Genomic DNA, 25,070 nt, shown 5'->3' with positions numbered 1-25,070 from the left:
GGCGGAACCCGATGAGCGGGTTCCGCCTCATTACTTATAAGCAGCCTATAAAGTGCAGGCACGGAGGAAATGATAGATAAATTCCAGGCACCTTTGGTCGGTAAATATAGAGGTGTATCTAGGCAAAAAGTAGAGCAACCTTAGAGCTACGCAGCTGACTCAATGCCAGCCCTCTTAGCGGCATGAGACGCGGGAGCTTTCCCTCCCTGCGAACACCATTCATTCCGTGGCGAACAGGGCCCCGCAGGTGCGGAAACGCGCGTAATCTTTTGGGTAATAGTAAGTTTCCAAGGAGTGTTCAATGTTTGAACGGTTTACCGACCGCGCCCGCCGCGTCATCGTGCTTGCTCAAGAAGAAGCACGCATGCTGAACCACAACTACATCGGCACCGAACACATTTTGCTCGGTCTGATTCACGAGGGTGAGGGTATTGCGGCTCGCGCTCTTGAGTCGCTCGGTATTAACCTCACTGCTGTGCGTGACCAGGTGCAGGATATCATCGGTTCTGGCCCCCAGGCGTCCAGCGGTCATATTCCCTTTACCCCGCGTGCTAAGAAGGTTCTTGAGCTGTCGATGCGCGAGGCTATCCAGCTGAACCACGGCTACATCGGTACCGAGCACATCCTGCTGGGTATGGTGCGCGCCAACGAGGGTGTGGGCAACCAGATCCTGACCAAGCTGGGCGCTGAGCCCGCTAAGGTTCGTCAGACCGTGATGGACCTGATTTCTGGCTACCCTGGCAACAACAACGGTGAGGGCGGTAAGGAGACCGCCGGTGTGGGTGCGGGTAACTCCCGCGAGGGCACCCCGGCTGGGTCTGCCATTCTTGACCAGTTCGGACGCAACCTCACGGCTGCGGCGCGCGAGGGCAAGCTTGACCCCGTGATTGGTCGCCATAAGGAGATGGAGCGCGTTATGCAGGTGCTCTCTCGCCGCACCAAGAACAACCCCGTGCTGATTGGTGAGCCCGGTGTGGGTAAGACCGCCGTTGCTGAGGGTCTGGCCCAGGCGATTGTGCACGGTGATGTGCCCGAAACCTTGAAGGACAAGCACCTTTACACCCTGGACCTGGGTTCCATGGTGGCCGGTTCCCGCTACCGCGGTGACTTCGAAGAGCGCATGAAGAAGGTGCTGAAGGAAATCCGCAACCGCGGCGACATCATCCTCTTCATCGATGAGATTCACACCCTGGTCGGTGCAGGTGCCGCTGAGGGCGCTATCGACGCTGCCTTAATCCTGAAGCCCATGCTGGCCCGCGGTGAGCTGCAGACCATCGGTGCAACCACTCTCGATGAGTACCGCAAGCACATTGAGAAGGACCCCGCCCTGGAACGTCGTTTCCAGCCCATCCAGGTCGATGAGCCCAGCCCCGAGCTGGCTGTTGAGATTCTCAAGGGCCTGCGCGATAAGTACGAAGCCCACCACCGCGTGACCATCTCAGATGAGGCTCTGGAAACCGCCGTTAACCTGGCCCACCGCTACATCTCTGATCGTTTCCTGCCCGATAAGGCCGTTGACCTGATTGACGAGGCCGGTGCCCGCCTGCGTATCAAGCGCATGACTGCTCCGCCTGAAATTAAGGTGCTCGAAGAGCGCATCGCCAAGCTCAAGGGCGAGAAGGAAGAAGCCATTGCGGCTAACGAGTTCGAGAAGGCAGCTGACCTGCGCGATAAGGAGCAGAAGCTGGCTGCTGAGAAGGAAGAGGCTGAGCAGCAGTGGCGCAACGCCGGCGACGCCTTCGGTGAGGTGACCCCCGAGGTTATCGCCGACGTCCTTGCCTTCTCCACCGGTGTTCCGGTCTACAAGATCACTGAGGAAGAGTCCGGCCGTCTGCTCAAGATGGAAGAGGAGCTGCACAAGCGCGTCATTGGCCAGGAGAACGCTATCAAGGCTCTCTCCCGTTCAATCCGCCGTACCCGTGCGGGCCTCAAGGACCCCAAGCGTCCTGGCGGCTCCTTCATCTTCGCCGGACCCACCGGCGTCGGTAAGACCGAGCTGGCTAAGGCCCTGGCTGAGTTCCTCTTTGGTGACGAGGACGCCCTCATCACCCTGGACATGTCGGAGTACCAGGAGAAGCACACTGTGTCTCGCCTCTTCGGTGCCCCTCCCGGCTATGTTGGTTACGAGGAGGGCGGCCAGCTGACCGAGAAGGTCCGCCGCAAGCCCTTCTCCGTTGTGCTCTTTGACGAGGTCGAAAAGGCTCACGCTGATCTCTTCAACTCCCTGCTGCAGATTCTGGAAGACGGCCGCCTGACCGACTCCCAGGGCCGTGTGGTGGACTTCAAGAACACCGTCATCATCATGACCACCAACCTGGGCTCCCGCGAAATGGCCCGCCGTGTGCCCGTGGGCTTCCAGCAGGTCGGCGACGACCAGGGCTCCTACGAGCGTATGCAGGGCCGCGTGATGGAATCCCTCAAGGAGCACTTCCGCCCCGAGTTCCTCAACCGCGTGGACGACATCATTGTCTTCCCCCAGCTCTCCGAGTCTGAGATTCTGCAGATTGTTGACCTCTTCGTTGCCCGCCTGGCCAAGCGCCTGGCTGAGCAGGATATGTCAATTGAGCTGACCGATAAGGCTAAGGCTCTCATGGCGGCTAAGGGCTACGACCCCTCCATGGGTGCCCGCCCGCTGCGCCGCGAGATGCAGCGCAACCTGGAAGACCCGCTGTCTGAGAAAATCCTCTTCGGTGAGATCAAGTCCGGCGAGAAGATTACCGTGGACGTTGAGGGCGAGGGCGACCTGGCCAAGTTCACCTTCTCGTCAGCTCCCCTGGGTGACCTGGACGCCGAGGCCTTCGACAAGGCCTTTGGCGAGGACGAGAAGGAACTCCCCGCAATCCCCGAAGCCGAGGTAGCTAACGAGACTGCCGAGCAGCGTTTCGAGGCCGAAGAAGCCCGCGAGGCCGACGAGCGCTAAGCCGCCTTTGCAAGCGCAAGCCGCCTGCAGCGTCCTGATACCAAGGACGTTGCAGGCGGCTTTATACTGCACCGGGTAGTTTTGTGGTGCGCTGGCTGGTTCTGTGATGCTTTTGTGATGGGCGGTCAAAAATGTAACCAAAGCTTGACCAACCTTTCAGCTTGCGCCCAGCTCTTTAAGGCTTGCGCTCAAGGCTGGCTTGCCATACTTAAGTCATACGGTTCGACAGAGCCCCTGAAGCGATAAAGCCCCGGTGTGTGGGGCAACTTTAGGACAAGAAGACTCTTGTGTGTATGTGTGTGTAATGATGTAAATCAGCTCCCGCGCCGGTTGGCGGTCGGGGCTGATTTATTGTTTAAGTGGCTTTGCGTCTCACGGGGCTTTGGCCCCCGGGTGGGCAGGGCAGTAGCCTTGAGGAATGACAGATGTGACCGTCCGCCCCGCCACCGTGCACGATGTGCCCGCTATCCAAGCCCTGGTGCGCCCCTTGGCGCTTGAGGGGATTCTGCTTGATAAAGAGGCCGTGGCCTACTATGAGGCTATCCAGGAGTTCCTCATTGTTGAGGACGCTGCCGGGCAGGTTCTCGGCTGCGGGGCTCTGCACGTGATGTGGCAGAACATCGCTGAAATTAGGACGCTGGCGGCAGCTCCTGTTGCGCGCGGTCGGGGAGTGGGGCACGCCCTGGTAGCCGCTCTGGTGGAGCGGGCCCGGCGGCTGGGTGTTGCCAGTGTTTTTTGCCTGACCTTTGAGGTGGATTTCTTCAAGCGCCAGGGGTTTAGGGTGATGGAGAACCAGGATCAGATTGACTCTGAGACTTTTATGGAGCTGCTGCGGTCGCACGATGAGGGTGTGGCTGAGTTTCTTGACCTTGCCCGGGTGAAGCCCAATACTCTAGGAAATACCCGGATGATTCTGGAAATCTAGAGGAGCTGGAGGTTTTCCTTATACAGGTCTAGAATGTGCCTGACTTTAAGGTAATCTAGTTCACAACTTCTGAAAGGTGTGAACCATGAATCGTCAGGATTTGCAGGGAACATACCGTCAGAAAAAGTGACCCGGCATCGTCTACCAGCAGGACGCCACCACGGTTGACTACGAGGGCCCTAACATGCGCGCAGACCCGCCTGCTAACCCCGATTATTCACTGGCCTATGAGCTGGATTCCCTCGAGCCATACCGCACGGTTATTAGTCGCATGGTGAATAACAGTAGAGGCCTGTCGAGCTACGGTTTCGAACGATGCGTGGCTTTTACCCTCGACGCTGAGGGTACAGCGGAAGGAGAGCTCTCGTGCGTCCCCAACTAGACCTTGAGCAGGTACCCGGTACGGTTCTGGCTGAGAACGGGCGCCCGGTCCTTTTTGCAGACAGCACCTGGCCTCTTTGCGACCTGGGTTTACCCTCTGGCCCTGCTCCTGCTTTTGCTCGTGAATCAGCCCCTAGCCCTGTGGCTGGTGCTAGCCGCTGGTGTTTATGCCCACGGGGTGCGCTACCCCCGCCAGCACGGGGTCTTCAAGCGAGGCTACTTCTTCTCCTTCATTGCCGGAGTGGTTATTCCCTTCGTAGCGATTTTCTGGGCAGTGCAACGACCGTGAGCTTCGGTTAAAGACTGACCCTATCGCCCTCAACCTGCCGGGCGAGGCCGTCCGCTAGGAGCCCCGAGAAGCAGCGCTCAATCTGCTCCGGCGGGGGAGTGAGTGCTCGCAGCTTCGCAACAGCAGGAACAAGGCCCTCGGGAACAACAATATCTGCCCGCCCTACACTGGTCAGCAGCTGGGCCGGCACCGGCTCCTGGGCGGCGCGCAGCACGCCCATCATGGCACCCCGCAGCTGGCGGTCGGTACCGGCCCAGGCCTGGCCCTTAGGCACATAGTCGGCCTCGGGGCGTCCTGCCGTAACCCAGGCACAGGAATCCACCACCGGGCAGCGCTCGCAGCTCGGGGATTTAGCGGTGCAGATGAGCGCTCCCAGCTCCATGACCGAGACATTCCACAGGCAGGACGCTGCCAGGTCAGCGGGCATTAGCTCATCGGCTAAGCGGGTTTCGGCAGCTGTAAGCGCCTTAGCTGGTAGTGCCTTGCCCAAGATAAGGCGGGCGTGAACCCGACGGATATTGGTATCAATCACCGTGGCCCTTGCACCAAACGCAAACACAGATATAGCTGCCGCGGTATATGAGCCCACCCCGGGTAAGGCCAAAAGCTCCTCGTAACTACCCGGCACCTGGCCATCGTGCTGCTGAACAATAGCCTGAGCCGCAGCGTGCAGGCGAAGCGCCCGGCGGGGGTAGCCCAGGCGTCCCCAGGCCCGCACGGCCTCGCCCGAATCCTCAGCCGCCAAATCAGCGGGGGAGGGCCAGCGCTCTAACCAGGTCTCCCAGACCGGCAAGACCCGCTTAACCGGAGTCTGCTGCAGCATAAACTCGCTGACCATCACCTCCCAGGGAGTATTGCTCCCGGTGCGCCAGGGCAGGTCACGGCGGTTCTCTAAATACCACCCGTTAATCTCGGTGTGCAGGTTCTCAAGTTCCTGGGGAGTCAGCTGGCTCAGCGGCAAAGTAAAAGACACCCCAACACTCTAAAACACCGGCCTTTACGAGAGCTAATACAGCGCAAAAGTTCCGCAGGTGGCATAGAAAAAGGTACTCTAGATGTATGTCTGAAAACGTTGATTCACAGGTGGAAGAGGTCTCACCCGAGGTCTACCGCCGCCGCCGCATTGTTGCCGTCCTAATCCTGGTCCTCGTCCTGCTCCTCATTATCGGCCTTATCAGCTGGTTAGCAGGCCGCGGTAATAGCTCCGATAACGCAACCGCCACCGCAAGCACCTCAACCAGCGCCGAAGCCTTCAGCGACTTTAGCCAGCGCGCCACCGAATCAGCGACCCCCTCAGAAAGTGCTGACCCCAGTGCCTCCGTAAGCGTCAGCGAATCAGCGTCAGCCGAAGCAAGTGAATCAGCTGAACCCACTGCGTCCGCCTCACCCACCGAGGCCGTGGTAGCAGCCTGCACCGCAGCCGACCTGCAGGTAAGCCTGACCGCCGACCGCAACAGCTACGCAGCAGGCCAGAACCCCGCCCTGGCTGTTACCTACACCAACACCTCGGGTAACCCCTGCATCGTGACCGGCGGCGTTAACAACGTAGACGTTAACATCACCTCCGGCCCCGCCCAGGTCTACAACTACGCCCAGTGCTACGCCGACCCCGTAGCCGACGCCGAAGTTGCCGCCGGTGCCACCAACACCACCGCCCTGACCTGGAACCGCGCCCTCAACGTCCTGGGCTGCAACACCGCAGCAACCATCCAGCCCGGCTACTACTGGGCAACCGCAACCGTCAACGGCGTGACCTCACAGCCCGTCCGTATCATCGTCACCGGATAAGACCACTAGCCCCACAGACCGCTACCGCCCCGGCCAGCCCTGCGCGTGCCGGGGCGGTGCCGTTTCTAGCCCCGCTGTGCACTAAAATTGGTGGAGTGCTAACGGTTTATAGTGAATCTCTGCTGAAAACAATCGCCCAAATCGCCCCCGGTACCGAACTCCGCGAGGGGCTGGAACGAATCTTGCGCGGCCGCACCGGTGCGCTAATCGTGCTGGGCAGCGATAGGACCGTAGCGCAGATGTCATCGGGCGGGTTTGCTATCAACACCGAATTCTCTGCCACCCGTGTGCGGGAACTCGCCAAGATGGACGGCGCGATTGTTTGCGACAAGGACGCTTCCACCCTGCTGGCAGCCGGGGTGCAGCTGCTGCCCGACCCGTCCATCGACACCAATGAGTCGGGTACCCGCCACCGCACCGCAGAACGCGTGGCAAAACAAACCGGCTTCCCCGTCATCGCGGTGAGCGCATCTATGTCCCTGATCTCGGTCTATACCGAGGGAATCCGCTACACGGTTGAAGACACCCAGTCGCTCATGAGCCGCGCCAACCAGGCTATCCGCACCCTCGATAGCTACACCGAACGCCTTGAACAGGTGCTCCACCAGCTGTCCTCCCTCGAAATCGAAGCCAACGTAACCCTGCGCGATGTAGCCAGCACCCTACAGCGTATGGAAATGGTTCGCAGAATTACCGTAGAGGCGGGCCACTACGTGGTGGAGTTGGGCAACGTGGGCCGCCTGGTTGCTCTGCAGCTTGAAGAACTGACTACCCACGACCTGCCCGCCACCTGGGTCGTCTTGCGCGATTACCTGCCCGCAGACACCAGCCCCGAAGACCTCCAGGCTGCTGTGGACGCTTTGGCTCAGCTTGACGATAAGGAAATCGTTGACCCCCTGACCATCGCCCGCACCGCAGGGCTGGGTGAAGAGTTAGACGCCCCCCTGCACCCCCACGGCCACCGCCTGCTGGCCGGTATTAAGTCCATGCCCGGGGCGGTTGCTGACCGCCTGGTCGACCGCTTTGACGGCCTACAGTCGCTCATGGCCGCCAGCCTCGATGACCTGCGGGCCGTTGAGGGTATCGGTGAACAGCGCGCCCGCGTAATTCGAGAATCCCTCTCTCGCATGGCCGAAAGCTCGCTCTTAGAGAGATTTATGTAGGCTTTAGCTGCTGGCGGTAGCTGGCCGTGCTTAAAGTGTCAGCCACCGGCCTTATGCTGTTGATATGGCTACCCGTAAAACAACCCGCTCACGCTCCGCTAACGCCTACCGCTGCACCGAATGTGGTTGGACCACCGCTAAATGGGTGGGGCGTTGCGGCGAATGCCAGTCCTGGGGCACCGTAGAAGAAGCCGTCGGGCCGGTTGCCGCGAAAACCACCGTGGCATCGAGCGTGCAGACCCCCGCCCAGCCCATTGGGCGGGTTGATTCCACCGTGGCTCAGTACATGAGCACCTGCAACCCGGAGTTCGACCGTGTCTTAGGCGGTGGTCTGGTGCCGGGAGCCGTTATCCTTATGGCCGGTGAACCCGGCGTCGGTAAGTCCACCCTGCTACTCGACGTGGCCGCTACCTTTGCCCGCGGTGAGTCAACGGGAAAGCCCCACAACGTCCTCTACGTAACCGGCGAAGAATCAGCCGCCCAGGTCAAGCTCCGCGCCGACCGCATCGGGGCCCTAGCCGATACCCTCTACCTGACCAGCGAAACAGATCTCGGCACCGCCCTGGCCCATATCGAACAGGTTAACCCCGACCTGCTGATTGTGGACTCTGTACAAACCCTGGCCTCATCTGAGGTCGAAGGGAGCGCCGGTGGCGTCACCCAGGTGCGAGAGGTTGCCGCCTCGCTGATTGCCGCCGCTAAACGCCGCAATATGTGCACCCTGTTAGTGGGCCACGTGACCAAGGAGGGCACTATCGCTGGCCCCCGCCTGCTGGAACACCTGGTCGATGTGGTCTGCCAGTTCGAGGGCGATAAGCACACCCCTATTCGTATGCTGCGGGCTATCAAGAACCGCTTTGGCCCCACCGACGAGGTGGGCTGTTTCGATATGCACGAGGACGGCATCGCCCCCGTCACCGACCCCTCGGGCCTCTTTGTCTCCCGCACCCCGCACCCAGTCTCGGGCACCTGCGTCACCGTCACCATGGAGGGCCGCCGCCCCCTGCTCGCCGAGGTGCAGGCCCTGCTCGACACCAGCGCCACTCCGCAGCCCCGAAGAACCACCAGCGGCCTCGACAGCTCCCGTATCTCTATGCTTTTAGCTGTGCTACAGAAACGTGCCGGGTTCAACGTGGGCAAGCTAGACTGCTATATCTCAACCGTGGGTGGGGCTAAGATTTCTGAGCCGTCCGCCGACCTGGCCTGCGTCATCGCCCTGGCCTCCGCCGCCCAAGATAAGCCCCTGCCCCGCAAGCTGGCGGTCTTTGGCGAAGTCGGTTTAGCGGGTGAGGTACGAGCTGTTCCCGGCATCCGCCAGCGTATCGCCGAGGTCGGGCGACTGGGCTTTACCCACGTGATTGTGCCTGCTTCACCTGCTGGTGTAGGTGATGTACCCGCCGGGGTGTCGGTACGCGAGGTTGCCTCACTGGGGGAGGCCCTGGCCCTGCTCTTCCCCGGCCAGGGCTAGTTGCCCTTCTCCTTCTTGAGGTTCTGCTCGATCACGGTTAGCTGGGCTGTATTCAGGGCCTGCTGCTTCTCAACTCTAGCGGCGCTGTCGAGCATCTGGGCGGACGCGTTCGCCCCGGTTCCCGCAGGCGGTACGGCAGGCATACTGCGGGGATCACGTACCGAAGCTTCGCGAATCTCCCGAATGGGGGCGCGGTCTTTTGCCCGAAGAACCGTGGTGAGCTGACGGGTATCGTCCCGGTGCTTCTGCTCCACCCGCTGCCGACGGGAACCCTGCTGACTACCGGCGTCCGTATCTGCCTGCACCGGGAGCATCGTGGTGGGGGCGTGCTCCGTCATGGAATCCCCCAGGGACACCAGCATATCGACTGCCTGCTGGTGGGTCAGCCCCGAAGCCTCCAAAAGGTCGACCACCAGGGGGCGGAGCATCAGTACCAGGGCCTCAGCCTCCATGGTGCGCACACCCATCATGTGCGGCTCCAGGCGGCCAGCCAGCTGCGAGAGATCACGGCGGGCCTTCATCTTCCGCTCGGTACGGACGGCCGCCTCGGGGGCAGACATGCCCTCACCCAGCACCTCCACCGCGTCACCAATGCTTTTGAGCGCCTCAGCGATAGAGGTGATAGCTTCTTGCGAAATCTGCACGTTATTGATGGTTGAAGCGAGTCGACGGTTGAGTACCCGGGTGTTGCGGATAGCGTAGTCAATCTTGCCCAGGGTCTGTGAGTAACGGTCGAGCTCCTTCATATGAGACCGGCCCGTCCAGGCCAGCTGGGCCATACCCTTTGAAGTAATAATGTCCTTCTCACAGGTGTTATAAAGCGGCTGTAGGCGACGGGCAGACGCCAGGGCATGCCAGGCCTCCTTGCCGTCGTAGTGCTCCATGGCCTCACCTGCATCGCGGAAGACCGCAGCAAAAGAACCCATCATGGTTTTAGCGTTCTCACGCGGGGTACGGCGCGGGTCTTTAGGGAAGAGAAACATGAGCAAGAAAGCGCACAGGCCACCGACAATACCGTCTAGACTTCGGGCAAAAGGCCCGTCAATATTCGGCGGGAGCAAGACCACCAGGCAGGACTGCAGGCCCATCTGAATCGTAAAAAGAATACCGTCATCCAAAAAACGGGCCAGCATAATCGACAGGAACATGACCAGACCCGCCTGCCAGATGCCCCGCCCCAGGGCCAGCATCATCATGTCGCCCATCAAAATACCCAGGGTCACGCCAAACGACACCTCAAGGATGCGGCGGGCGTGGGTAGCGCCAGTGATATAGCCCAGAGAAACAATGGCAGCGGTCGCCGCAAAAATCGGTTCGGTATGCCCCAGCACCTTCTCCGCAAAAAGATAGGCCCCGATGCCCGAGACCACAATCTGAAGAGACTGGAAAAAGCCATCCTTCATACGGAGCCAACCCAAACGGATATGCTCCTGCGCCCGCTTCTTTAAACTCTCAACCTGCTGACCAAAACCCATACCCACCATTCTAAACCCGCGGCCTCAACCCGACCGCCGGCGTCCTTAACCCTAACTGTGCGCCACCTGTTCACTCACCGTTCACCCACTGCTAGCCCACCTGCTACCTAACGCCCCTAAAGTCAGATGCGTTAGACACCGTTCCCTTCCTACTCACTGTCTCACACAGTTCTCACACGAGACAGGGTAGGGCACACAAACTCAAAGGAAATCACCTGTGAAGGCTAAGTCACTTGCTCGTTGGGGCTCACTTGCAGCTGTAGGCGCACTCGCATTCACCGCTTGCGGTTCAGACAACGCAACCGGCACCGCCACCTCATCAGACGCAGGCTCCAGCGCAGCTTCCCTGCCCTCCACCCCCCTGACCGGCGTCGGCGCCTCATCCCAGCAGGCCGCAATCACCGCCTGGGAAACCGGTTTCGCTAACCTGGGCGGCACCGTACAGTACTCACCGGACGGCTCCGGTGCAGGCCGCGAGGCCCTGCTCGCTGGCGGCGCCAAGTTCGCAGGCTCAGACCGTCCCCTGAAGACCACCGAGTGGGAAGAATCAAAGGCAGTCTGCGGTGACGGCGGCGCCATCAACATCCCCGTCTACATCTCCCCCGTAGCCGTAGCTTTCAATCTGCCCGGCGTCTCATCACTGAACCTGGACGGCGAAACCATCGCCAAGATCTTCAAGGGCGAAATCACCACCTGGAACGATGCAGCTATCGCCTCACAGAACGAAGGCGTCACCCTGCCCGACACCAAGATCACCGTCGTCCACCGCTCAGATGACTCCGGCACCACCCAGAACTTCACCGAATACCTGGCTGCCGCCTCTAACGGCGCCTGGGATGTAGAAGCAGACGGCAACTGGCCCTCCCAGTACGCCGGTGAATCCAACAAGGGTACCTCTGGCGTTGTCTCCACCACCTCATCCACCGAGGGCGCTATCACCTACGCTGACGCCTCAGCCATCGGCGACCTGGGCAAGGTCAACGTCAAGGTTGGCGACTCCTACGTTGAACTCTCAGCAGATGCCGCTGCCAAGACCGTTGAACTCTCAGAGCGCGTCGGCGGCATGAACGAGAACGACATGGCAATCAACATCAACCGCACCCCCGATGACTCTACCGCCTACCCCGTTGTTCTGGTCTCCTACCACATCGTCTGCTCCGGCTACTCCTCAGAAGACGACGTCACCCTGGTCAAGGCCTACGAGAACTACGTAGTCTCCGAGCAGGGCCAGAAAGACGCCGCTGACGCAGCTCACTCAGCTCCCCTGACCAGCGCACTGACCGCTGACGCCCAGAAAGCTATCGAATCCATCACCGTTACCCAGTAACACCGCGTTCATCAAGGTGCGGCCAGGTTTCCCACCCGGTCGCACCTTGAACCGCGTCAAAACGACAAAGGTTTCACATTCCCATGTCAACCACAGCAGCACCGCAGCCGGGTACCAGCAGTGCCCGCGTGAAAGCCAAGGACCTTCCCGAGGTCGGCAACCCGGCGGCAGATAAAATCTTCTCGGGTATCTCCCTCGGCGCCGGCGTCCTTATTCTTATCGTCCTGGCAGCTGTCGCTATCTTCCTGGTCGCCCAGGCCCTGCCGGTTTTCACCGCAGACCCCGCAGACCTCACCAGCGGCAGCTTCATTCAGTACATCATTCCGCTGATCATCGGCACCCTCATCGCCTCGACCATTGCCCTGCTCCTGGCAACCCCCATCGGCATCGGCGTGGCTCTGTTCATCTCCCACTACGCCCCCCGCAAGCTGGCTAAGGGCATCGGCTACGTCATCGACCTGCTAGCCGCTATCCCCTCCGTTATCTTCGGTGCCTGGGGCGCTTCGGTACTGGCCCCCAAGATTGTACCCTTCTACGACTGGCTCGCCACCTATCTGGGCTTTATCCCTATTTTCGATGGCCCCGCCTCACAGACCGGTAAGACCATTCTGACCGCGGGCATCGTCCTGGGCATCATGATTCTGCCCATCATCACCTCCATGTGCCGCGAAATCTTCATCCAGACCCCCACCCTGCAGGAAGAAGCAGCCCTGGGCCTGGGTGCCACTCGCTGGGAGATGATTCGCATGACCGTCTTCCCCTTCGCCCGCACCGGCATCATTTCCTCCGTCATGCTGGCCCTGGGCCGCGCCCTCGGTGAAACTATGGCAGTGACCCTGGTGCTGGCATCCGGCCCGCTGACCGCCTCCATCATCAAGTCCGGCAACCAGACCTTCGCCTCAGAGATCGCCCTCAATTTCCCCGAGGCCTACGGTCTGCGCATGTCAGAGCTTATCGCCGCAGGTCTGGTGCTCTTTGTCATCACCCTCATCGTCAACATCCTGGCCCGCATGATCGTGGCCCGCTACAAGGACTTCTCAGGAGCTAACTAATGTCTGTAGCTACCACCTCATCCCGCTTCGCCAGCCGCCAAGCCCCCAAATGGCTGCCCCTGGCCGTCGGCGCAGGCTCCCTGATTCTGGGCGCCGCCGCCAGTGCCCTCACCGGCTTCTCCATCGCAACCTTCGCCCTCTTTGCAGGTACTATCTTCGTGATTGCCGGACCCCTGGCCGTCACCTCTTTCGAAGGCAAGCGCAAGGGCCAGGACGCCTTCGCCCGCTACCTGGTCTACGGCACCTTCCTCATCGCCCTCATCCCCCTGGTCTCGGTGCTCTACACCGTACTCGCCAAGGGCATCCCCGGCCTGTCAGGTAACTTCCTGAGCACCTCCATGAAGGGCGTCACCGGCGTACACGATAACGCCGCCGCCTCAGGCGAAGGCCCCGTGCTCGGCGGTATCTACCACGCCATCATCGGCACCCTCGAAATTACCCTGCTGGCCACCGTCATCTCGGTACCCATCGGCCTGCTCACCGCCATCTACCTGGTGGAATACGGCCAGGGCAAGTGGCTCTCCAAAGCCATCACCTTCTTCGTGGACGTCATGACCGGCATCCCTTCCATCGTGGCGGGTCTCTTCGCAGCCTCCTTCTTCGCCCTGGTATCGGGCAACCCCATGAACCGCATGGGCCTGGTGGCAGCGGTCGCCCTGTCCGTCCTCATGATCCCCACCGTGGTGCGTAACGCCGAAGAGATGCTGCGTATCGTGCCCAACGAACTGCGCGAGGCCTCCTACGCCCTGGGCGTCCGTAAGTGGCGCACCATCATGAAGGTGGTTATCCCCACCGCTATCTCGGGCATCGCATCGGGCGTGACCCTGGCTATCGCCCGCGTCATCGGCGAAACCGCCCCCATCCTGGTGACCGCAGGCTTCGTCACCTCCATCAACTGGAGCGCCTTCAGCGGCTGGATGGCAACCCTGCCCACCTACATCTACTACCAGATCATGACGCCCACCAGCCCCACCGCCGCCTCGGTCTCAGAGACCCGCGCCTGGGCTGCCGCGCTGATCCTGATTATCATCGTGATGGTACTCAATCTCATCGCCCGAGCCATCGCCAAGATCTTCGCTCCCAAGACCGGCCGATAAACCCAGCAGCGCACCAGCCTAGCGCGCCCACCGGCTCCAAGACTTTTAGAAAAAGGAAAACTCCATGTCAAAGCGCATCGACGTTGAAAACCTGAACGTGTACTACGGCGACTTCCTCGCGGTAGAAGACATCTCCATGGAAATCGAACCCCGCACCGTCACCGCCTTCATCGGGCCCTCAGGCTGCGGCAAGTCAACCTTCCTACGCACCCTCAACCGCATGCACGAGGTTATCCCCGGTGCCCGCGTTGAAGGTAAGGTGCTACTCGACGGCGAAAACCTCTACGGCAAGGGCGTTGACCCCGTGGTCGTCCGCTCCCAGATCGGTATGGTCTTCCAGCGCCCCAACCCTTTCCCCACCATGTCCATCCGCGAGAACGTGCTGGCGGGCGTCAAGCTCAACAACCGCAAGATCTCCAAGACCGACGCAGACGAGCTGGTCGAATCCTCCCTGCGCGGCGCCAACCTCTGGAATGAGGTCAAGGACCGTCTCGATAAGCCCGGCTCCGGCCTCTCCGGCGGTCAGCAGCAGCGCCTGTGCATCGCCCGCTCCATCGCAGTCAAGCCCGATGTGATTCTCATGGACGAGCCCTGCTCCGCCCTCGACCCCATCTCAACCCTGGCCGTTGAAGACCTCATCAACGAGCTTAAGGAAAACTTCACCGTCGTCATCGTGACCCACAATATGCAGCAGGCAGCCCGCGTCTCAGACAAGACCGCCTTCTTCAACATTGCGGGCACCGGCAAGCCCGGCAAGCTCATCGAGTACGCCCCCACCCAGGAAATCTTCAACAACCCCAGCCAGAAGGCCACCGAAGACTACGTCTCAGGTCGCTTCGGCTAAGCCTAGCGCCCCGCTAGCCGCCCGCTCTAAGCGGGCATACAAAACTCCCTCACCCCGTAGCTATGCGGGGGAGGGAACACCATGGGAATGTGTGTGCCGCCCGGCCCCGTAACTCCTTTCGCTGCTGGAAAGGACGGGGTCGGGCGGCTTTTTAATGTGGCACCCCGGCTTGCACCGGGGTGTATCTTATGTGCCGGGGCCTGGCTATTCGCCGCGCATCTTGCGGCGCATCCAGCCGCGCAGGGTGGCGTTTTCTTCGGCCTCAATGAGAGAATCAGCCAGCTCGGCGTTACGACGCTCTAGCTCGTTGGCACGAGCCTGGGCCCGGTCGCGCTGGAGTAGACGCTGGTAGTCCCATGAGAGAGCCCGGTCGGTCTCTGCGCTCGCACGGTCAGCAGCCAGTGAAATCTCGGCAATATCGTCGCGTACTAGCAAGTTGGTTATGTTCCACTCGCCGGTAAAGATGGTGGGGGTGTTGCCCAGCTCGCGGACGGCCGGGGCAGCCTGCCCTGCCCCGTGCAAGAGGACGTGGGAGGCGGCGTCCCACCAGCTGGCGGAGAAACCGCGTAGCTGCTCGGCTCGCGCCAGCAGGGTTTCAGAGAGCTCATTGCGGAGCTGAATGACCTCGTGCAGGGCTTCAGCCGGGGCATCAGAATTGAGCAGAGCCAGGGGAATAGCGTAGTTTTCAGCCCCGTACTGCTCCATCATGCCGCGCACCCGCATGTCGGTGAAGGCATCGGGCAGCAGGGCCACAAAGGGAACGCCGGCTGAGAGGGAGAAGACACCGGGATGGTAGCGGGTAGAGACCGCGATGAAGGCGCCGCGATGAACCTGCACGGCGTCGTCCGCGTGCACCATGGGTAGCTGCACGGGGTCGGAGAACATGTGCGAGGCAATCTCAGCATGCACCGCCACATCGCCCTGGTCGGTCAGGGGCTCGCCCATGTGGGGCAGGAAGACGGTGCGCAGGCCGTATTCCCGGTGTATATCATCAAGCAGCTGCCCGATAACCCGGGCCTGCCCCGGGGCAAGGCCCGAGAAAGTGGCGCAAATGTAGTGCTCGGGCAGGTCAACGACCGGGCGGCCAGGCAGGGAACGCTTCTGATGCTGGTAGAAGGTAGCGTCATCCACAATCAGGTGGGAATCGATAGCCGCGTTACGCGCCCAGGCCTGGGAGAAGCGCTCCCGCATACCCACAAGCTGGGCTGAAGAGAGCATATCGCGCAGGGTCTCGGCGTCCGCGTCGGTGAGCACGGGGCCTACCGACTGGCCAGAGATAACCAGGGGAAGCTCATGGGCTTGGGCTACCAGGGCGTAAGCGGCACATTCGTAGAGCAGGTGCCCGGTAGCTGAATTCATGTTACCGCCACCGGCGATGACAATGCCGTCCATATCGGCTACCTGACGCACGAAGGTGGTGATGTCTTCGCTGGCAGGGTGCCCTGCGAGGTGCTGTCTGACCTGACCCAAGAAAATCTCGCGTTCGGCAGGGGGAGCCGGGAAGTCAAGGGTCTTGATATAGCCGGTGGCAGAGCCGATGTAGGCCTGGGACCGGTCGATGTTTTGAGCTGCGATAAAGACTTCGTAGCCGCGGCGGGTAAGCTCGGCGGCAGTTGCGATGCCCATGGCTTCGTCGCCAACGTGGTACACAGACTGCCCTAGGTCTGCGAGCACTAGGATGCGAGGCATAGTAGCGGTTTCCTTTCACAAAGCCTAGGTGCGCTACGGGGGAGCGCCCTGAGTGCCCATGCCTGGTGGGCAGCTTAGAGGTGGTGCGAGTGGTTTCTTATGTTACAGTCTAGTCTCGCATTGTTTGCGGTGGGAGCGCTACAGCAGAGGTGAGAGCGCCAGGAAGAGGATTGCCGAGAGGACGAAGCAGACCGGCATAGTAATAAACCAGGCCAGGATTATGCGGAGCACAATTTTGTGGCGCACAGCGGCAAAGCGCTGGTTGACCCCTGAACCGAGGACGGCGGATGCCGCTAGGTGGGAGGACGAGACCGGGGTGTTGAGGAAGAACTGCAGGAGCACCATAGCTAGCGCGGTTGAGCTTTGGGCAACGGCCCCGCGGAAGGGGTCAACTTTGACCATCTGGTGCGCGAAGGTGTAACCGATGCGGGAGCTGCCCCGGGCGGTGCCGAAGCCCAGCACCATGGCAAGGAAGAGGGCGGAGATGATGTAGGTGGTGGGGTGTACTTCGAGCCCGGCGGAGAGTAGTAGAACAGCGTAGATGACGACAGCCCGCTGGCCGGTTTGGATTCCGTGAATCAGGGAAATCAGTGAGTTGGCGAGGGAGAGGACGCTGCGGGAGAAGCGGTTGACGGTAGAGGGGTAAGAGCGTTGGAGCAGGCCGTAGAAGGGGAAAACCGCTGCCCAGGCGAGGATGAAGAGGACGATGGGGGCCAGGATAAGGGGCACAAAAAGGAAGGCGGCGAGGGGCTCAGAGAAGGGGGTGGAGGTGCCCAGGTCGGTGGCGCGGGCTGCCCAGGTAGCGCCCGCAAAACCCCCGATGAGGGAGTGGGTGGAGGAGGAAGGAATACGGAACCACCAGGTAATAATGCCCCAGATAATAGCTGAGATGAGGGCCGTAAGAATGAGCCCCAGGCCGGTGTTGTTGTGGGGCACGGTCAGCCAGTGGGTGGTGACTGAGCCCAGCATGATACCCGTGATGGCCATGCCGATAGCGTTAAAGAGGGCGCTGGTGCGCAGGGCTATTTTAGGGGTGAGGGCCCTGGTCTTGACGGGTATAGCGGTGGCGTTGGGGGCATCCCTGAAGCCGGTGACGAAGGTGAAGGCAATCAGGGCCAGGCAGCTGAGGGCAAAAAGGGTGAGGGTCACTAGGATTCCTGCACGATGATGCGGCCGATTTCGGTGGCGACGGTGCGCATGGCTTCGGACGCCTCAATGAGCTTATGCACGAAGCGGGTGGTCTGCAGGTAACGGGTCTGCTTGTAGCGGTCCTGGATATCTGCATCATATTCTTCGGCAATGCGCACGGCCTGCTTGGTGATGCGGAGCATGGTGATCCAGTAGTCGTCGAGGTCGCGCAGGGTGCTGAGTTTGGGGATGATTTCGGTGGTGAGCACTGCCTGGCGCTGGATGAGGTCGAGCAGGGTCGCTGCCTTGGGTGAGAAACGCACGATGTGGTAGAGGTGCAGAATGTTGGCTGCTGAGGTGAGCTTTTCAACGACGTTGTTGAGTGAAACAGCCAGAGTATAGATATCTTCGCGGGGGATAGGCGTCGAGAAGGAGCTGCGCACAGCGGTCATGGTGGTGTGCAGTATGTCGAGGGTCGCAGCTTCGTGAGTGAGGGTGCGTTCCAGAAGTTCCGGGTAGCGGTCTTCGGGGGAGCCCACCATTTCTGAGAGCAGGGCAGCTGCTCCGGTGACCTGTTCTGAGAGCGCGGCGAGGGCGGTCAGCGAAGTGTTTTCTTGGGGGAACATGCGTTGGAACATGGGACAGCTCTCCTGGGTGTGGGCGGGTGGGCAGGTGCTGAGCTCATGGTACCGCGCCAAGGTTAACGGGGTGGCGCTCGCTTGTAATGCGGGCGGACGCAAAAGCCGGGCTACCTGCCTCGTGGAAAGGGAGGCGGAGCCCGGCAAGTGCGGTATGAAGTTTAGCGATGTCAGGCTGGGAGCGCCTCTCGGCGGAAGGCCGCTCGAAGCGGCTAAAGATTTGGAGCCCGGGGCTACCTATTAGCAGCCTGACATCTTGGTATCCATCATTCTCCTGTTTGCCAGCGGTGTCAACCCCCTGGCGGTGCTCCTGGCTATTTTGCCTGTCGGGGAGGTGTTGTCGCGGCCTTTAGTCGAGGGTTCCAGCCCGCCAGTTGAGGGCTGCTTCTTCGAGCTCGCGCGCGGTTCCGGTGAGTTTGCGGGCTGCGGTTCGCAGGCGGACGGCTCGCGCAGCGGCCTCGTCGCGCACCTCGGCTGAGGGGGAGTGTAGCTCGGTCACCTCATCGGGGTGCCCGCCCCTGGGCGAGACCCGCTGGCCGTGCCTTAGCTCGAGGGCGACGTCGTCCTGCCCCAAAGCTAGCACGCGGCAGAAAGCCGCAAAGCGGTTGAGGGCGACGTCGAAGTCGCCGGTGTAGGCGCCTGCCAGAATTGCGTCGACGGTGGTGCAGATTTCGTCGGCGGTAGGTGGCGAGGGCACCCCGGCTAGGGCCTGAGCTAGGTAGCTGGAGTGCATGCCGCGCTCGTAGTAGTGGCTCATGAGCTGGGAATTAGCACGAATGACACCGCGCAGGGCATAGATACGCCAGAGGGCCCCGGCAACGGTCACGGGAGCTGCCCACGACCAGAGTTCAGCTACGGCTTCGATACCGAACTCGTCGGTGTAGTGCACCAGGCGTTTGGTGACGGAGGGGTCTTCGTTGGCGCGTCCGCGGGCTAGCAGGGCGCGGGCGGACGCCTGGGCGGCAGCAGCTAGGTCTTCTGGGCTGCCAGCACCCTGGTAGCGTTCGAATTTTTCGGTGGAGAGGCGGACGGGGCGGTGAAAGCGGGCGTCAGAAGGCATGCCTACCAGTGTAGAACTGCTGCGGGAAGAGGGAAAGGTTATGCGCTGAGAGGTAACACTCGGGTGCGCGTGATGACGCTGGTGAGCAGGAGGGCTGCGATGGTCCCGGCCAGGGTTTGGCCTGCGAGGACGGCAATCTGTAGCTGGGCTGCGAGCAGGGGTGAGGCCCCGCCCATGAGGGCGCCGACGAAGGTGCCGGGCAGGGTGACGAGGCCGGTGGCGCGGGTCTGGTCAAGGCCGGGCGTGAGGGCCTCGGTGATGGCGGCTTTGGTGATGTCACGATAGGCGACCGGGGCAGTGGCTCCCAGTGCTAGCCAGCTTTCTATTTCGCCTTGTCGGGCGGTGGCGAGGGTTGTGAAGTTGCGCGCGGTAAGGGTTGTGATGGTCATGGTGCCACCGATGATGATGCCCGCAACGGCTACCAGGTTTTGAGTGGAGTAGGGGACGAGGCCCAGGGCGAAGATGAGGGCAACAGCGATGAGGGAGCCGGTTGCAATCGCTAAGGCGGTGGCTACCTGCCCCCGGTGCAGGCGCCTGCTGTGTTTGCCCGAGGTGACGGTTGCTGTGGTGAGCATCAGGGCGATGAAGAGCACCACGGCCCAGGGCGCTGCCAGAATACCGTGCAGCAGGAGGGCAATGATGGCGAGCTGCAGGCAGGCCCGCAAGATAGCGATATAGGGCTGCCAGCGGAGCTGAATCTTTTGGGCAGCGAGCAGGGCCGTGGTGAGGCCGACGACGAGCAGAAGGGCTGCGGCGTAGTGGGCAAGGGGGCTGTTCAGTAGGGCAGTCACACAGCTATTAGAGCACGGCAGCGGCGCGGACGCCTGTTGCGGCCGGGTTTTTGGAGCTTTGCGTCACGGGGTGTATAGTGGAAGACGCTGAGTTTACTTAGTGGATGCGCCTTTAGCTCAGTTGGTAGAGCATCGGACTTTTAATCCGTGGGTCGTGGGTTCGAGCCCCACAGGGCGCACATCATCACCCCGTTCCGGCGACGCCGGAGCGGGGTTTTCTGCGTCTCCACTCGTAAGAGGAGAGTCTGTAACAGGGCCGAGCAACTGACCTAGCGTGATGCCGAGATACATTGCAATCACTCCTAGGTCGTTAATGGTGAACGCGCTAACTCCTCGAAGCCTCTTCGATAGAGCAGAATGAGCCATTCCTATTTCATCTGCTAGCTGGCGTGCACTGAGGTTGCGCCTTCCCATCCAAGATTTAACTTCACTAGCCACGGCTAGCTCAAACTCCGAGACGGGGCCATTGGCCCAAGCTTTAGGCATTGCAACTCCTGTAGGTAGAACGCTGATGTTCACTAAGATAGCACATATAAGCCAAAAAGCACCTTTTTGTGTTCAAAAAGTACACGAAACACTTGAAGTGGAGCCCCTGGAGCTCTAGTGTGTACTTTATGAATACAGGACGAAGTATATCTGTAGAGGTTGGGATGAATGTGCGAGCAGAGCTTGCGCGTTCTGGCCAAACCATAGCTGCCGCGGCTACGGCGCTTAACATGAGCGCTCCTGCTTTTAGGCGCCGCTTGAAGGGACAAGTGCCTTTTAACGTGGCTGAGCTTAAAGAAATTCAGCGAATCACAGGAACGCCTTTCTCTGACCTTGTCAAAGTCACTGAAAAGGCAATAGCAGTATGACCCACCAACCAGCCAGCGACCTAGGCATCAAGCCAGCAAGACTCAGCACAGGCAAGCAGGATGGCAAACAGAATCATCCGCTTCACAAGGAGTTGCAAGCCCTGCTAGAAGATACTCACCGGCAACAGAAAATAGCTACCTTTGAGCAAACCCATAGGCTCCCCGCTCTCAGGCCTTCAACTACGGCTCCACATGCCCGAGAAATCCGCTACCTACTCACCTCAGAGAGCGGCTCCATCCTTATTGAGGCCGTCCGCAAAATCACCTACCCACCCCTCTGGTATGCCCTAGCGGGGTTGGACAGGCCTGATTCCTGAACCAGGTACCAGAGCAGTCACTCCAGAATCTAGAATGTGCGCATAGAGACAATCCAGTCTCTTTGCAACATCTAGAGAAAGAGGCGACTATGCCCGCAGAAACCACACTTTGGGCCATGACCCACACCCACTCTTTGACCCCGTACGAGACTTTATCTCTCCTGGTCATCGCAGATAACACCCATATCCTCATCGATGGCAGTTTTAGCAAAGTTAAGAAGAGTTACATCGCCTGGAACATGGGTCTTTCAGAAGATCAGGTAGCGGTAGCCCTCAGCGGTTTAGAAGAAAAGGGCCTTATCACCATCCATAAGGACTACATGGAAGTCCACGATGACATCGTTGGGGTGAAGGAGGCCTATGTACCCAAGGAGTAAACCCTCTTATGTCCTCAGAAGCTAAAAATTGGTCGAAAACACACAGCTTTGGCGGAGCAAGCAAAAAAGGTGCTGGATCCCGCAAAGACCTTTTGCGCTTCCTCGCAGAAGAAGCTGATAGGCAAGGCATTGTTGTAGATGCTGGCATTGATTGGCTTGAGCATGAAACCGAGATTAGCACCAAGACCATCAAGCGCATCCTGCATGAGTTTGAACAGCTTGACCTCATCCACCGAGAGCGTCAGCCCCATTCGTCCTTTGAAGGGCAGATGGTTGATGTAATTGTGCTTCACCTGTGGGAGCGAGGCAATAAACTGCCCTGGAAGACTGTCAAGCAGCTGAAGCGTGAAAAGCAGCTTTCTCGGAGCCGTTGGGGAGCACCTTATGAAGCTCCTGAGAATGCCTCAAATGTAGTTTCTAACCCTGTGGATAACTCACCTGCTGGGAGTTATCCACAGGTGGACATGATGTCCAGGTTCCCCGCTCCTGTGGATAACACCCCAGAAAAAGGACACCATGTCCGATTCAATGGACATGGTGTCCAACATAAGGGTGGACAAGGTGTCCAGCAACGGACATCATGTCCACCGAAACCCTCCAAAAACGGACATGATGTCCAAAAGCCAAAAAGTGCCTTTAAAGGAACGCGCGTACGGACATCCTTAATAGACTCTCTATCAGTCAGTCAATCTCTTAACGCCAGTAGGCCTGTGGATAACTTTTCGACTGACCGACCAACCACCTACGCAGAAGAAAATTCTTCTATCGTCCGCGGAGTAAAACTCTCGGCTCTGCGGTCCATGCTTGAAGCCAAGCTCAATATCTCCTTGACACACATTAGCGATGCTGAGCTAGGGCGAATGGTAATCGTTGTCTTCTCTCGTGCTACGGCCCCAGTTCGTTCCCCACTAGCTTTTGCTATCACAGCCATCAGCACAGAAATCCAGGAGCTTCACTCGCTGGCTATCTCTCTGCTAGAGGCTGAAACAGCCCAGAGTAAGCCCAAGGGCTTTTGCTACACACATACCCGCGAGTTCACAGGTACTTGTCCACTGTGCGCTAAGGAAGCCTCAGGCCAACTGAAAATTCAGGAATCAGAATCTGCTGTTGATGGGCAAGCTGGGGCAGCTTTTCGCGACCAAATTCGTGCCCGTCGCCAAGCAAAACAAAACACCCTTGCAGCTAGCTAAAGCATCGCCCCAGACCCACTGGAGAAAAAATCATGACCATCACCCTCAGCCCCGAAGAAGCCTTCCGCCTAGGAACCTTCATGCGCTGCGACTGGATAGCCATAGCCCTAGGCTACAAACTGCGCATCTGGGAGCCACTGGACTACGAGACCTGGGAAGAGTACCTAGCCTGCGAACACTGGGAGTTGAACTACAAACCCGGCAGGTTCCAAAACCCCGACCTAGCTTTCTGGGCTTCTTATGGCATGAGCGTAGAGGCCATTAGCCGGATTACCACCTTGGAACCTGAAATCATCCGCGCTGAACTAGCAACAGCTAACGCTGCCTAGCCGGCAGGCGAAAACAGCAGAAGAGACAACCACTATGCAGACAACCACCAGCACCTTCTGGACACCAGAACGCCTAGAAACCTGGGAAAGCACAAGCACCGTCATCTACAAAGTGCTATCCAAATTCCCCCACATCCACGACCTCCCCGGAGCCATTGAAGACACCCACCAAGACGCCTTCCTAGTTGCCCACCAAGGCCTGCATACTTTCGATGAGGCTCAAGGCGATTTTGGGGCATGGATCCGAAGCATCGCCGTCAGGTGCGCCTATGCCCACCTGCGAAACCTCAAAAGCGATGACCGCACCCAGGCAGAAGCCACCGTCGACGCAGCCCTCACAGGCTTGACCTCAGACTCAGCCCTAGAAACCCTTCTGGCTCTAACCCACATGGAAGAGAAACTTCAGGACCTAGCAGCGGTGCTAGGTATTGCAATCAAAGCACTAGGGGACATCGAACCCATCACTCGAGTGCTGAACCTGATTCTGGCTGAGGAGCCATTGAGCTACCGATCCACAGCTGAGGTGCTCGGTATCGCTGAGAAAACCCTCTACAAGTCCAGCGCCAAAGTGCTCATGTACACCGAGGTCATTTACCGGGCCCTGCTGATTCACCGATACCGGCAAGACGCCGGGCTAGAAGAAGCCCCGGTACTCATGCGTGAAGTCATCTCCTGCCTACCGCGGAGTAGCCTGACCACCGCGCCGCACTTCACCCACCGCATCGTCCAAGCCACCCTAGAGGCCGGGCATGTAGAGAACATCGACCTTGAAGCCCTGCAAGAGAGCACTGGCTGGTCTGAGTCCTACGCCCGGCGGTGTATCTGCACAACATCGAAGCTTTTCAATCTTGCCCTAGCCGTCATACAGCAAGGAGACATCTAAACCAAAACAACACACCACAGAACAAAACGCAACGCAATAGAACCATATGAAACACAAGTGTTCAGTTCTGCTATAGACCGGTAACTGAGCGCAATCCCAGAAAGAAATCAAAAGAAATTCATGAAAAACATCCCTCATACCACCAGCACCGCCACTGCCCTGGCTGCAACCGGCCTGCTCGTCCTGAGCCCTGTAGCTTTTGCCGATGAAGCTCAGCTTCCCTCTTCAGCTGGTGTCAGTCAGCTAGCTACCCTAGCCCAGGCCTCAGAGACCACCAGCACCCCGATGGCCGGGGAAGAACCCACCGAAGACACCCATGAGGCTACCCAGCCATCAGATAGCGACGAAACCCCTGAGCCTATCGAGGTTGTTCCGGTGCCAACCCCTAGCCCTTCTGACGATGCGGAGCCTACCCCGGCTCCCAGTGCCCCGGAAGAACCCTCACCAGAGCCCACAGACCTACCGGAGACCCCCGAGCCTATCGAGGTCGTTCCGGTGCCAACCCCTAGCGAACCGGCCCCCAGTCCTTCTGATGATGCGGCACCAACCCCGGCTCCCAGTGCCCCGGAAGAACCCTCACCAGAGCCAAGTGAAGCTGAGAATACCCCTATGCCGGTCACCAGCCTAACTCCCAGCCCCACTGCCACCAGCCAAGCCCCCTCCCTAGCCGAAGCACCAAGCGAAGAGGTGGGCACGGTAACAGTCGATGAGCAGCAAAACATTGTGCTCACCGGGGCTGTCATCGAGGAAAGTACAAACGCGACAGGCGAAAATGTTCTTGTGACCCAAGAAGTCACCGCAGCAGGCGAACAGGTGACCACCCGCTATGTTGCAAACCCGGCCTCAGGGCAGACCACTGTCACCCAGACCGTCACCAACCCTGTCACCGGCGAGCAGAAAACCACCGAGCGCACTGTCCCCGCAACCACCTTCAAGGCAGGCGGGGCGGCATCTATCACCGCAGCTAAGGTGGCAGAACCTGGCAGTAATACTCTGCCGGTTCTTCTAGGAATCACCGCGGCTGCTGGGCTCACCCTAGCTACCGCTGGGGCTGTTCTTTATCGCCGCCAAAAATAAATCCCTCT

23 protein-coding genes, 1 tRNA gene and 1 pseudogene are annotated in these 25,070 nt (G+C 59.8%); 17 read left to right on the top strand and 8 right to left on the bottom strand.

Annotation, left to right across the window (positions count from 1 at the left end; translation table 11 throughout):
* The first annotated feature begins 301 nt into the window (after nt 1–301).
* The 3 genes from E4U03_RS03395 (at nt 302) to E4U03_RS03385 (ending at nt 4,515) form a co-directional block, all read left to right on the top strand.
* Nucleotides 302–2,920, top strand: coding sequence for an ATP-dependent Clp protease ATP-binding subunit (locus E4U03_RS03395; protein ID WP_135011586.1), 2,619 nt, complete (start codon nt 302–304; stop codon nt 2,918–2,920).
* Nucleotides 2,921–3,338: 418 nt separating this feature from the next.
* The gene (locus E4U03_RS03390) at nt 3,339–3,845 is read left to right on the top strand and encodes an amino-acid N-acetyltransferase (RefSeq protein ID WP_135011585.1); all 507 of its coding nucleotides are present in this window, start codon (nt 3,339–3,341) and stop codon (nt 3,843–3,845) included.
* Between the two features lie 436 nt (nt 3,846–4,281).
* Nucleotides 4,282–4,515 (top strand): hypothetical protein, encoded by a 234-nt coding sequence (locus E4U03_RS03385; protein ID WP_135011584.1) that lies wholly within the window; start codon nt 4,282–4,284, stop codon nt 4,513–4,515.
* Between the two features lie 7 nt (nt 4,516–4,522).
* Here E4U03_RS03385 and E4U03_RS03380 read toward each other — a convergent pair whose 3' ends face one another.
* Complete coding sequence (locus E4U03_RS03380) at nt 4,523–5,488, bottom strand: A/G-specific adenine glycosylase (RefSeq protein WP_135011583.1); 966 nt, start codon at nt 5,486–5,488, stop codon at nt 4,523–4,525.
* Nucleotides 5,489–5,574: 86 nt separating this feature from the next.
* Here E4U03_RS03380 and E4U03_RS03375 point away from each other — a divergent pair, with 86 nt between their 5' ends.
* From E4U03_RS03375 to radA, 3 genes are all read left to right on the top strand, one after another.
* Nucleotides 5,575–6,303: a hypothetical protein gene (locus tag E4U03_RS03375; protein WP_135011582.1), complete on the top strand. Its 729-nt coding sequence runs from the start codon at nt 5,575–5,577 to the stop codon at nt 6,301–6,303.
* 95 nt (nt 6,304–6,398) lie between these two features.
* Entirely contained in the window at nt 6,399–7,466 is a 1,068-nt protein-coding gene (gene disA / locus E4U03_RS03370) for a DNA integrity scanning diadenylate cyclase DisA (RefSeq protein ID WP_135011581.1), read from the top strand.
* A gap of 64 nt (nt 7,467–7,530) precedes the next feature.
* Entirely contained in the window at nt 7,531–8,934 is a 1,404-nt protein-coding gene (radA, locus tag E4U03_RS03365) for a DNA repair protein RadA (RefSeq protein WP_135011580.1), read from the top strand.
* Here radA and E4U03_RS03360 read toward each other — a convergent pair.
* The gene (locus E4U03_RS03360) at nt 8,931–10,409 is read right to left on the bottom strand and encodes an FUSC family protein (protein ID WP_135011579.1); all 1,479 of its coding nucleotides are present in this window, start codon (nt 10,407–10,409) and stop codon (nt 8,931–8,933) included. The genes radA and E4U03_RS03360 overlap by 4 nt on opposite strands.
* 217 nt (nt 10,410–10,626) lie before the next feature.
* Between E4U03_RS03360 and pstS the strand changes: the two genes are divergently transcribed.
* From pstS to pstB, 4 genes are all read left to right on the top strand, one after another.
* Entirely contained in the window at nt 10,627–11,736 is a 1,110-nt protein-coding gene (gene pstS, locus E4U03_RS03355; protein WP_135011578.1) for a phosphate ABC transporter substrate-binding protein PstS, read from the top strand.
* An 83-nt stretch (nt 11,737–11,819) separates the two neighbouring features.
* Complete coding sequence (gene pstC / locus E4U03_RS03350; RefSeq protein WP_135011577.1) at nt 11,820–12,788, top strand: phosphate ABC transporter permease subunit PstC; 969 nt, start codon at nt 11,820–11,822, stop codon at nt 12,786–12,788.
* Nucleotides 12,788–13,885, top strand: coding sequence for a phosphate ABC transporter permease PstA (gene pstA / locus E4U03_RS03345; protein WP_135011576.1), 1,098 nt, complete (start codon nt 12,788–12,790; stop codon nt 13,883–13,885). Before pstC ends, pstA begins: the two co-directional genes overlap by 1 nt.
* 64 nt (nt 13,886–13,949) lie before the next feature.
* On the top strand, nt 13,950–14,729 hold the full coding sequence (gene pstB / locus E4U03_RS03340) for a phosphate ABC transporter ATP-binding protein PstB (protein WP_135011575.1): 780 nt from the start codon (nt 13,950–13,952) through the stop codon (nt 14,727–14,729).
* Between the two features lie 204 nt (nt 14,730–14,933).
* On the opposite strand, the gene E4U03_RS03335 is transcribed toward pstB, so the two are convergent.
* From E4U03_RS03335 to E4U03_RS03315, 5 genes are all read right to left on the bottom strand, one after another.
* The gene (locus tag E4U03_RS03335) at nt 14,934–16,418 is read right to left on the bottom strand and encodes a polysaccharide pyruvyl transferase family protein (protein WP_135011574.1); all 1,485 of its coding nucleotides are present in this window, start codon (nt 16,416–16,418) and stop codon (nt 14,934–14,936) included.
* 138 nt (nt 16,419–16,556) lie between these two features.
* Nucleotides 16,557–17,567 (bottom strand): inorganic phosphate transporter, encoded by a 1,011-nt coding sequence (locus E4U03_RS03330; RefSeq protein ID WP_167752255.1) that lies wholly within the window; start codon nt 17,565–17,567, stop codon nt 16,557–16,559.
* Nucleotides 17,567–18,184 carry a DUF47 domain-containing protein gene (locus tag E4U03_RS03325; RefSeq protein ID WP_135011572.1) on the bottom strand — a complete coding sequence of 206 codons (618 nt, stop codon included), beginning with the start codon at nt 18,182–18,184 and terminating at the stop codon, nt 17,567–17,569. Before E4U03_RS03325 ends, E4U03_RS03330 begins: the two co-directional genes overlap by 1 nt.
* Nucleotides 18,185–18,533: 349 nt before the next feature.
* Entirely contained in the window at nt 18,534–19,244 is a 711-nt protein-coding gene (locus E4U03_RS03320; protein WP_135011571.1) for a histone acetyltransferase, read from the bottom strand.
* A gap of 38 nt (nt 19,245–19,282) precedes the next feature.
* Nucleotides 19,283–20,035 carry an ABC transporter permease gene (locus tag E4U03_RS03315; RefSeq protein WP_167752254.1) on the bottom strand — a complete coding sequence of 251 codons (753 nt, stop codon included), beginning with the start codon at nt 20,033–20,035 and terminating at the stop codon, nt 19,283–19,285.
* A 106-nt stretch (nt 20,036–20,141) separates the two neighbouring features.
* Here E4U03_RS03315 and E4U03_RS03310 point away from each other — a divergent pair.
* Nucleotides 20,142–20,214, top strand: a tRNA-Lys gene (locus tag E4U03_RS03310).
* A 76-nt stretch (nt 20,215–20,290) separates the two neighbouring features.
* On the opposite strand, the pseudogene E4U03_RS13695 reads toward E4U03_RS03310, so the two are convergent.
* Nucleotides 20,291–20,449: pseudogene (locus E4U03_RS13695) on the bottom strand (helix-turn-helix domain-containing protein); the annotation flags it as partial.
* Nucleotides 20,450–20,649: 200 nt separating this feature from the next.
* Here E4U03_RS13695 and E4U03_RS13690 point away from each other — a divergent pair.
* From E4U03_RS13690 to E4U03_RS03275, 6 genes are all read left to right on the top strand, one after another.
* Nucleotides 20,650–20,889 (top strand): helix-turn-helix domain-containing protein, encoded by a 240-nt coding sequence (locus tag E4U03_RS13690; RefSeq protein WP_416220607.1) that lies wholly within the window; start codon nt 20,650–20,652, stop codon nt 20,887–20,889.
* Nucleotides 20,890–21,295: 406 nt separating this feature from the next.
* Nucleotides 21,296–21,583: a hypothetical protein gene (locus tag E4U03_RS03295; protein WP_135011568.1), complete on the top strand. Its 288-nt coding sequence runs from the start codon at nt 21,296–21,298 to the stop codon at nt 21,581–21,583.
* A gap of 8 nt (nt 21,584–21,591) precedes the next feature.
* Nucleotides 21,592–22,773 (top strand): phosphate-starvation-inducible PsiE family protein, encoded by a 1,182-nt coding sequence (locus E4U03_RS03290; RefSeq protein ID WP_135011567.1) that lies wholly within the window; start codon nt 21,592–21,594, stop codon nt 22,771–22,773.
* Between the two features lie 32 nt (nt 22,774–22,805).
* A complete protein-coding gene (locus E4U03_RS03285; RefSeq protein ID WP_135011566.1) occupies nt 22,806–23,102 on the top strand; it encodes a hypothetical protein in 297 nt (98 codons plus the stop codon).
* Between the two features lie 34 nt (nt 23,103–23,136).
* Complete coding sequence (locus tag E4U03_RS03280) at nt 23,137–23,985, top strand: RNA polymerase sigma factor (RefSeq protein WP_135011565.1); 849 nt, start codon at nt 23,137–23,139, stop codon at nt 23,983–23,985.
* 120 nt (nt 23,986–24,105) lie between these two features.
* Entirely contained in the window at nt 24,106–25,062 is a 957-nt protein-coding gene (locus E4U03_RS03275; RefSeq protein ID WP_135011564.1) for a hypothetical protein, read from the top strand.
* Nucleotides 25,063–25,070: the final 8 nt, after the last annotated feature.

Origin of the sequence: Rothia nasimurium, assembly GCF_004569295.1 — a bacterium.
In the GTDB taxonomy this organism is placed as follows: Bacteria; Actinomycetota; Actinomycetes; order Actinomycetales; family Micrococcaceae; genus Rothia; species Rothia nasimurium_B.
Note: the sequence above shows the minus strand (reverse complement) of the source record. Positions and strands in the feature narration are given on the sequence as shown.

Excerpts from the sequence above, each read along its gene's own strand:
- E4U03_RS03395 (WP_135011586.1), top strand. The coding sequence starts at position 302 with ATGTTTGAACGGTTTACCGACCGCGCCCGCCGCGTCATCGTGCTTGCT.
- E4U03_RS03390 (WP_135011585.1), top strand. The coding sequence starts at position 3,339 with ATGACAGATGTGACCGTCCGCCCCGCCACCGTGCACGATGTGCCCGCT.
- E4U03_RS03375 (WP_135011582.1), top strand. The coding sequence starts at position 5,575 with ATGTCTGAAAACGTTGATTCACAGGTGGAAGAGGTCTCACCCGAGGTC.
- radA (WP_135011580.1), top strand. The coding sequence starts at position 7,531 with ATGGCTACCCGTAAAACAACCCGCTCACGCTCCGCTAACGCCTACCGC.
- E4U03_RS03360 (WP_135011579.1), bottom strand. The coding sequence starts at position 10,409 with ATGGGTTTTGGTCAGCAGGTTGAGAGTTTAAAGAAGCGGGCGCAGGAG.
- pstC (WP_135011577.1), top strand. The coding sequence starts at position 11,820 with ATGTCAACCACAGCAGCACCGCAGCCGGGTACCAGCAGTGCCCGCGTG.
- pstA (WP_135011576.1), top strand. The coding sequence starts at position 12,788 with ATGTCTGTAGCTACCACCTCATCCCGCTTCGCCAGCCGCCAAGCCCCC.
- pstB (WP_135011575.1), top strand. The coding sequence starts at position 13,950 with ATGTCAAAGCGCATCGACGTTGAAAACCTGAACGTGTACTACGGCGAC.
- E4U03_RS03335 (WP_135011574.1), bottom strand. The coding sequence starts at position 16,418 with ATGCCTCGCATCCTAGTGCTCGCAGACCTAGGGCAGTCTGTGTACCAC.
- E4U03_RS03325 (WP_135011572.1), bottom strand. The coding sequence starts at position 18,184 with ATGTTCCAACGCATGTTCCCCCAAGAAAACACTTCGCTGACCGCCCTC.
- E4U03_RS03320 (WP_135011571.1), bottom strand. The coding sequence starts at position 19,244 with ATGCCTTCTGACGCCCGCTTTCACCGCCCCGTCCGCCTCTCCACCGAA.
- E4U03_RS13690 (WP_416220607.1), top strand. The coding sequence starts at position 20,650 with ATGAATACAGGACGAAGTATATCTGTAGAGGTTGGGATGAATGTGCGA.
- E4U03_RS03295 (WP_135011568.1), top strand. The coding sequence starts at position 21,296 with ATGCCCGCAGAAACCACACTTTGGGCCATGACCCACACCCACTCTTTG.
- E4U03_RS03290 (WP_135011567.1), top strand. The coding sequence starts at position 21,592 with ATGTCCTCAGAAGCTAAAAATTGGTCGAAAACACACAGCTTTGGCGGA.
- E4U03_RS03285 (WP_135011566.1), top strand. The coding sequence starts at position 22,806 with ATGACCATCACCCTCAGCCCCGAAGAAGCCTTCCGCCTAGGAACCTTC.
- E4U03_RS03280 (WP_135011565.1), top strand. The coding sequence starts at position 23,137 with ATGCAGACAACCACCAGCACCTTCTGGACACCAGAACGCCTAGAAACC.
- E4U03_RS03275 (WP_135011564.1), top strand. The coding sequence starts at position 24,106 with ATGAAAAACATCCCTCATACCACCAGCACCGCCACTGCCCTGGCTGCA.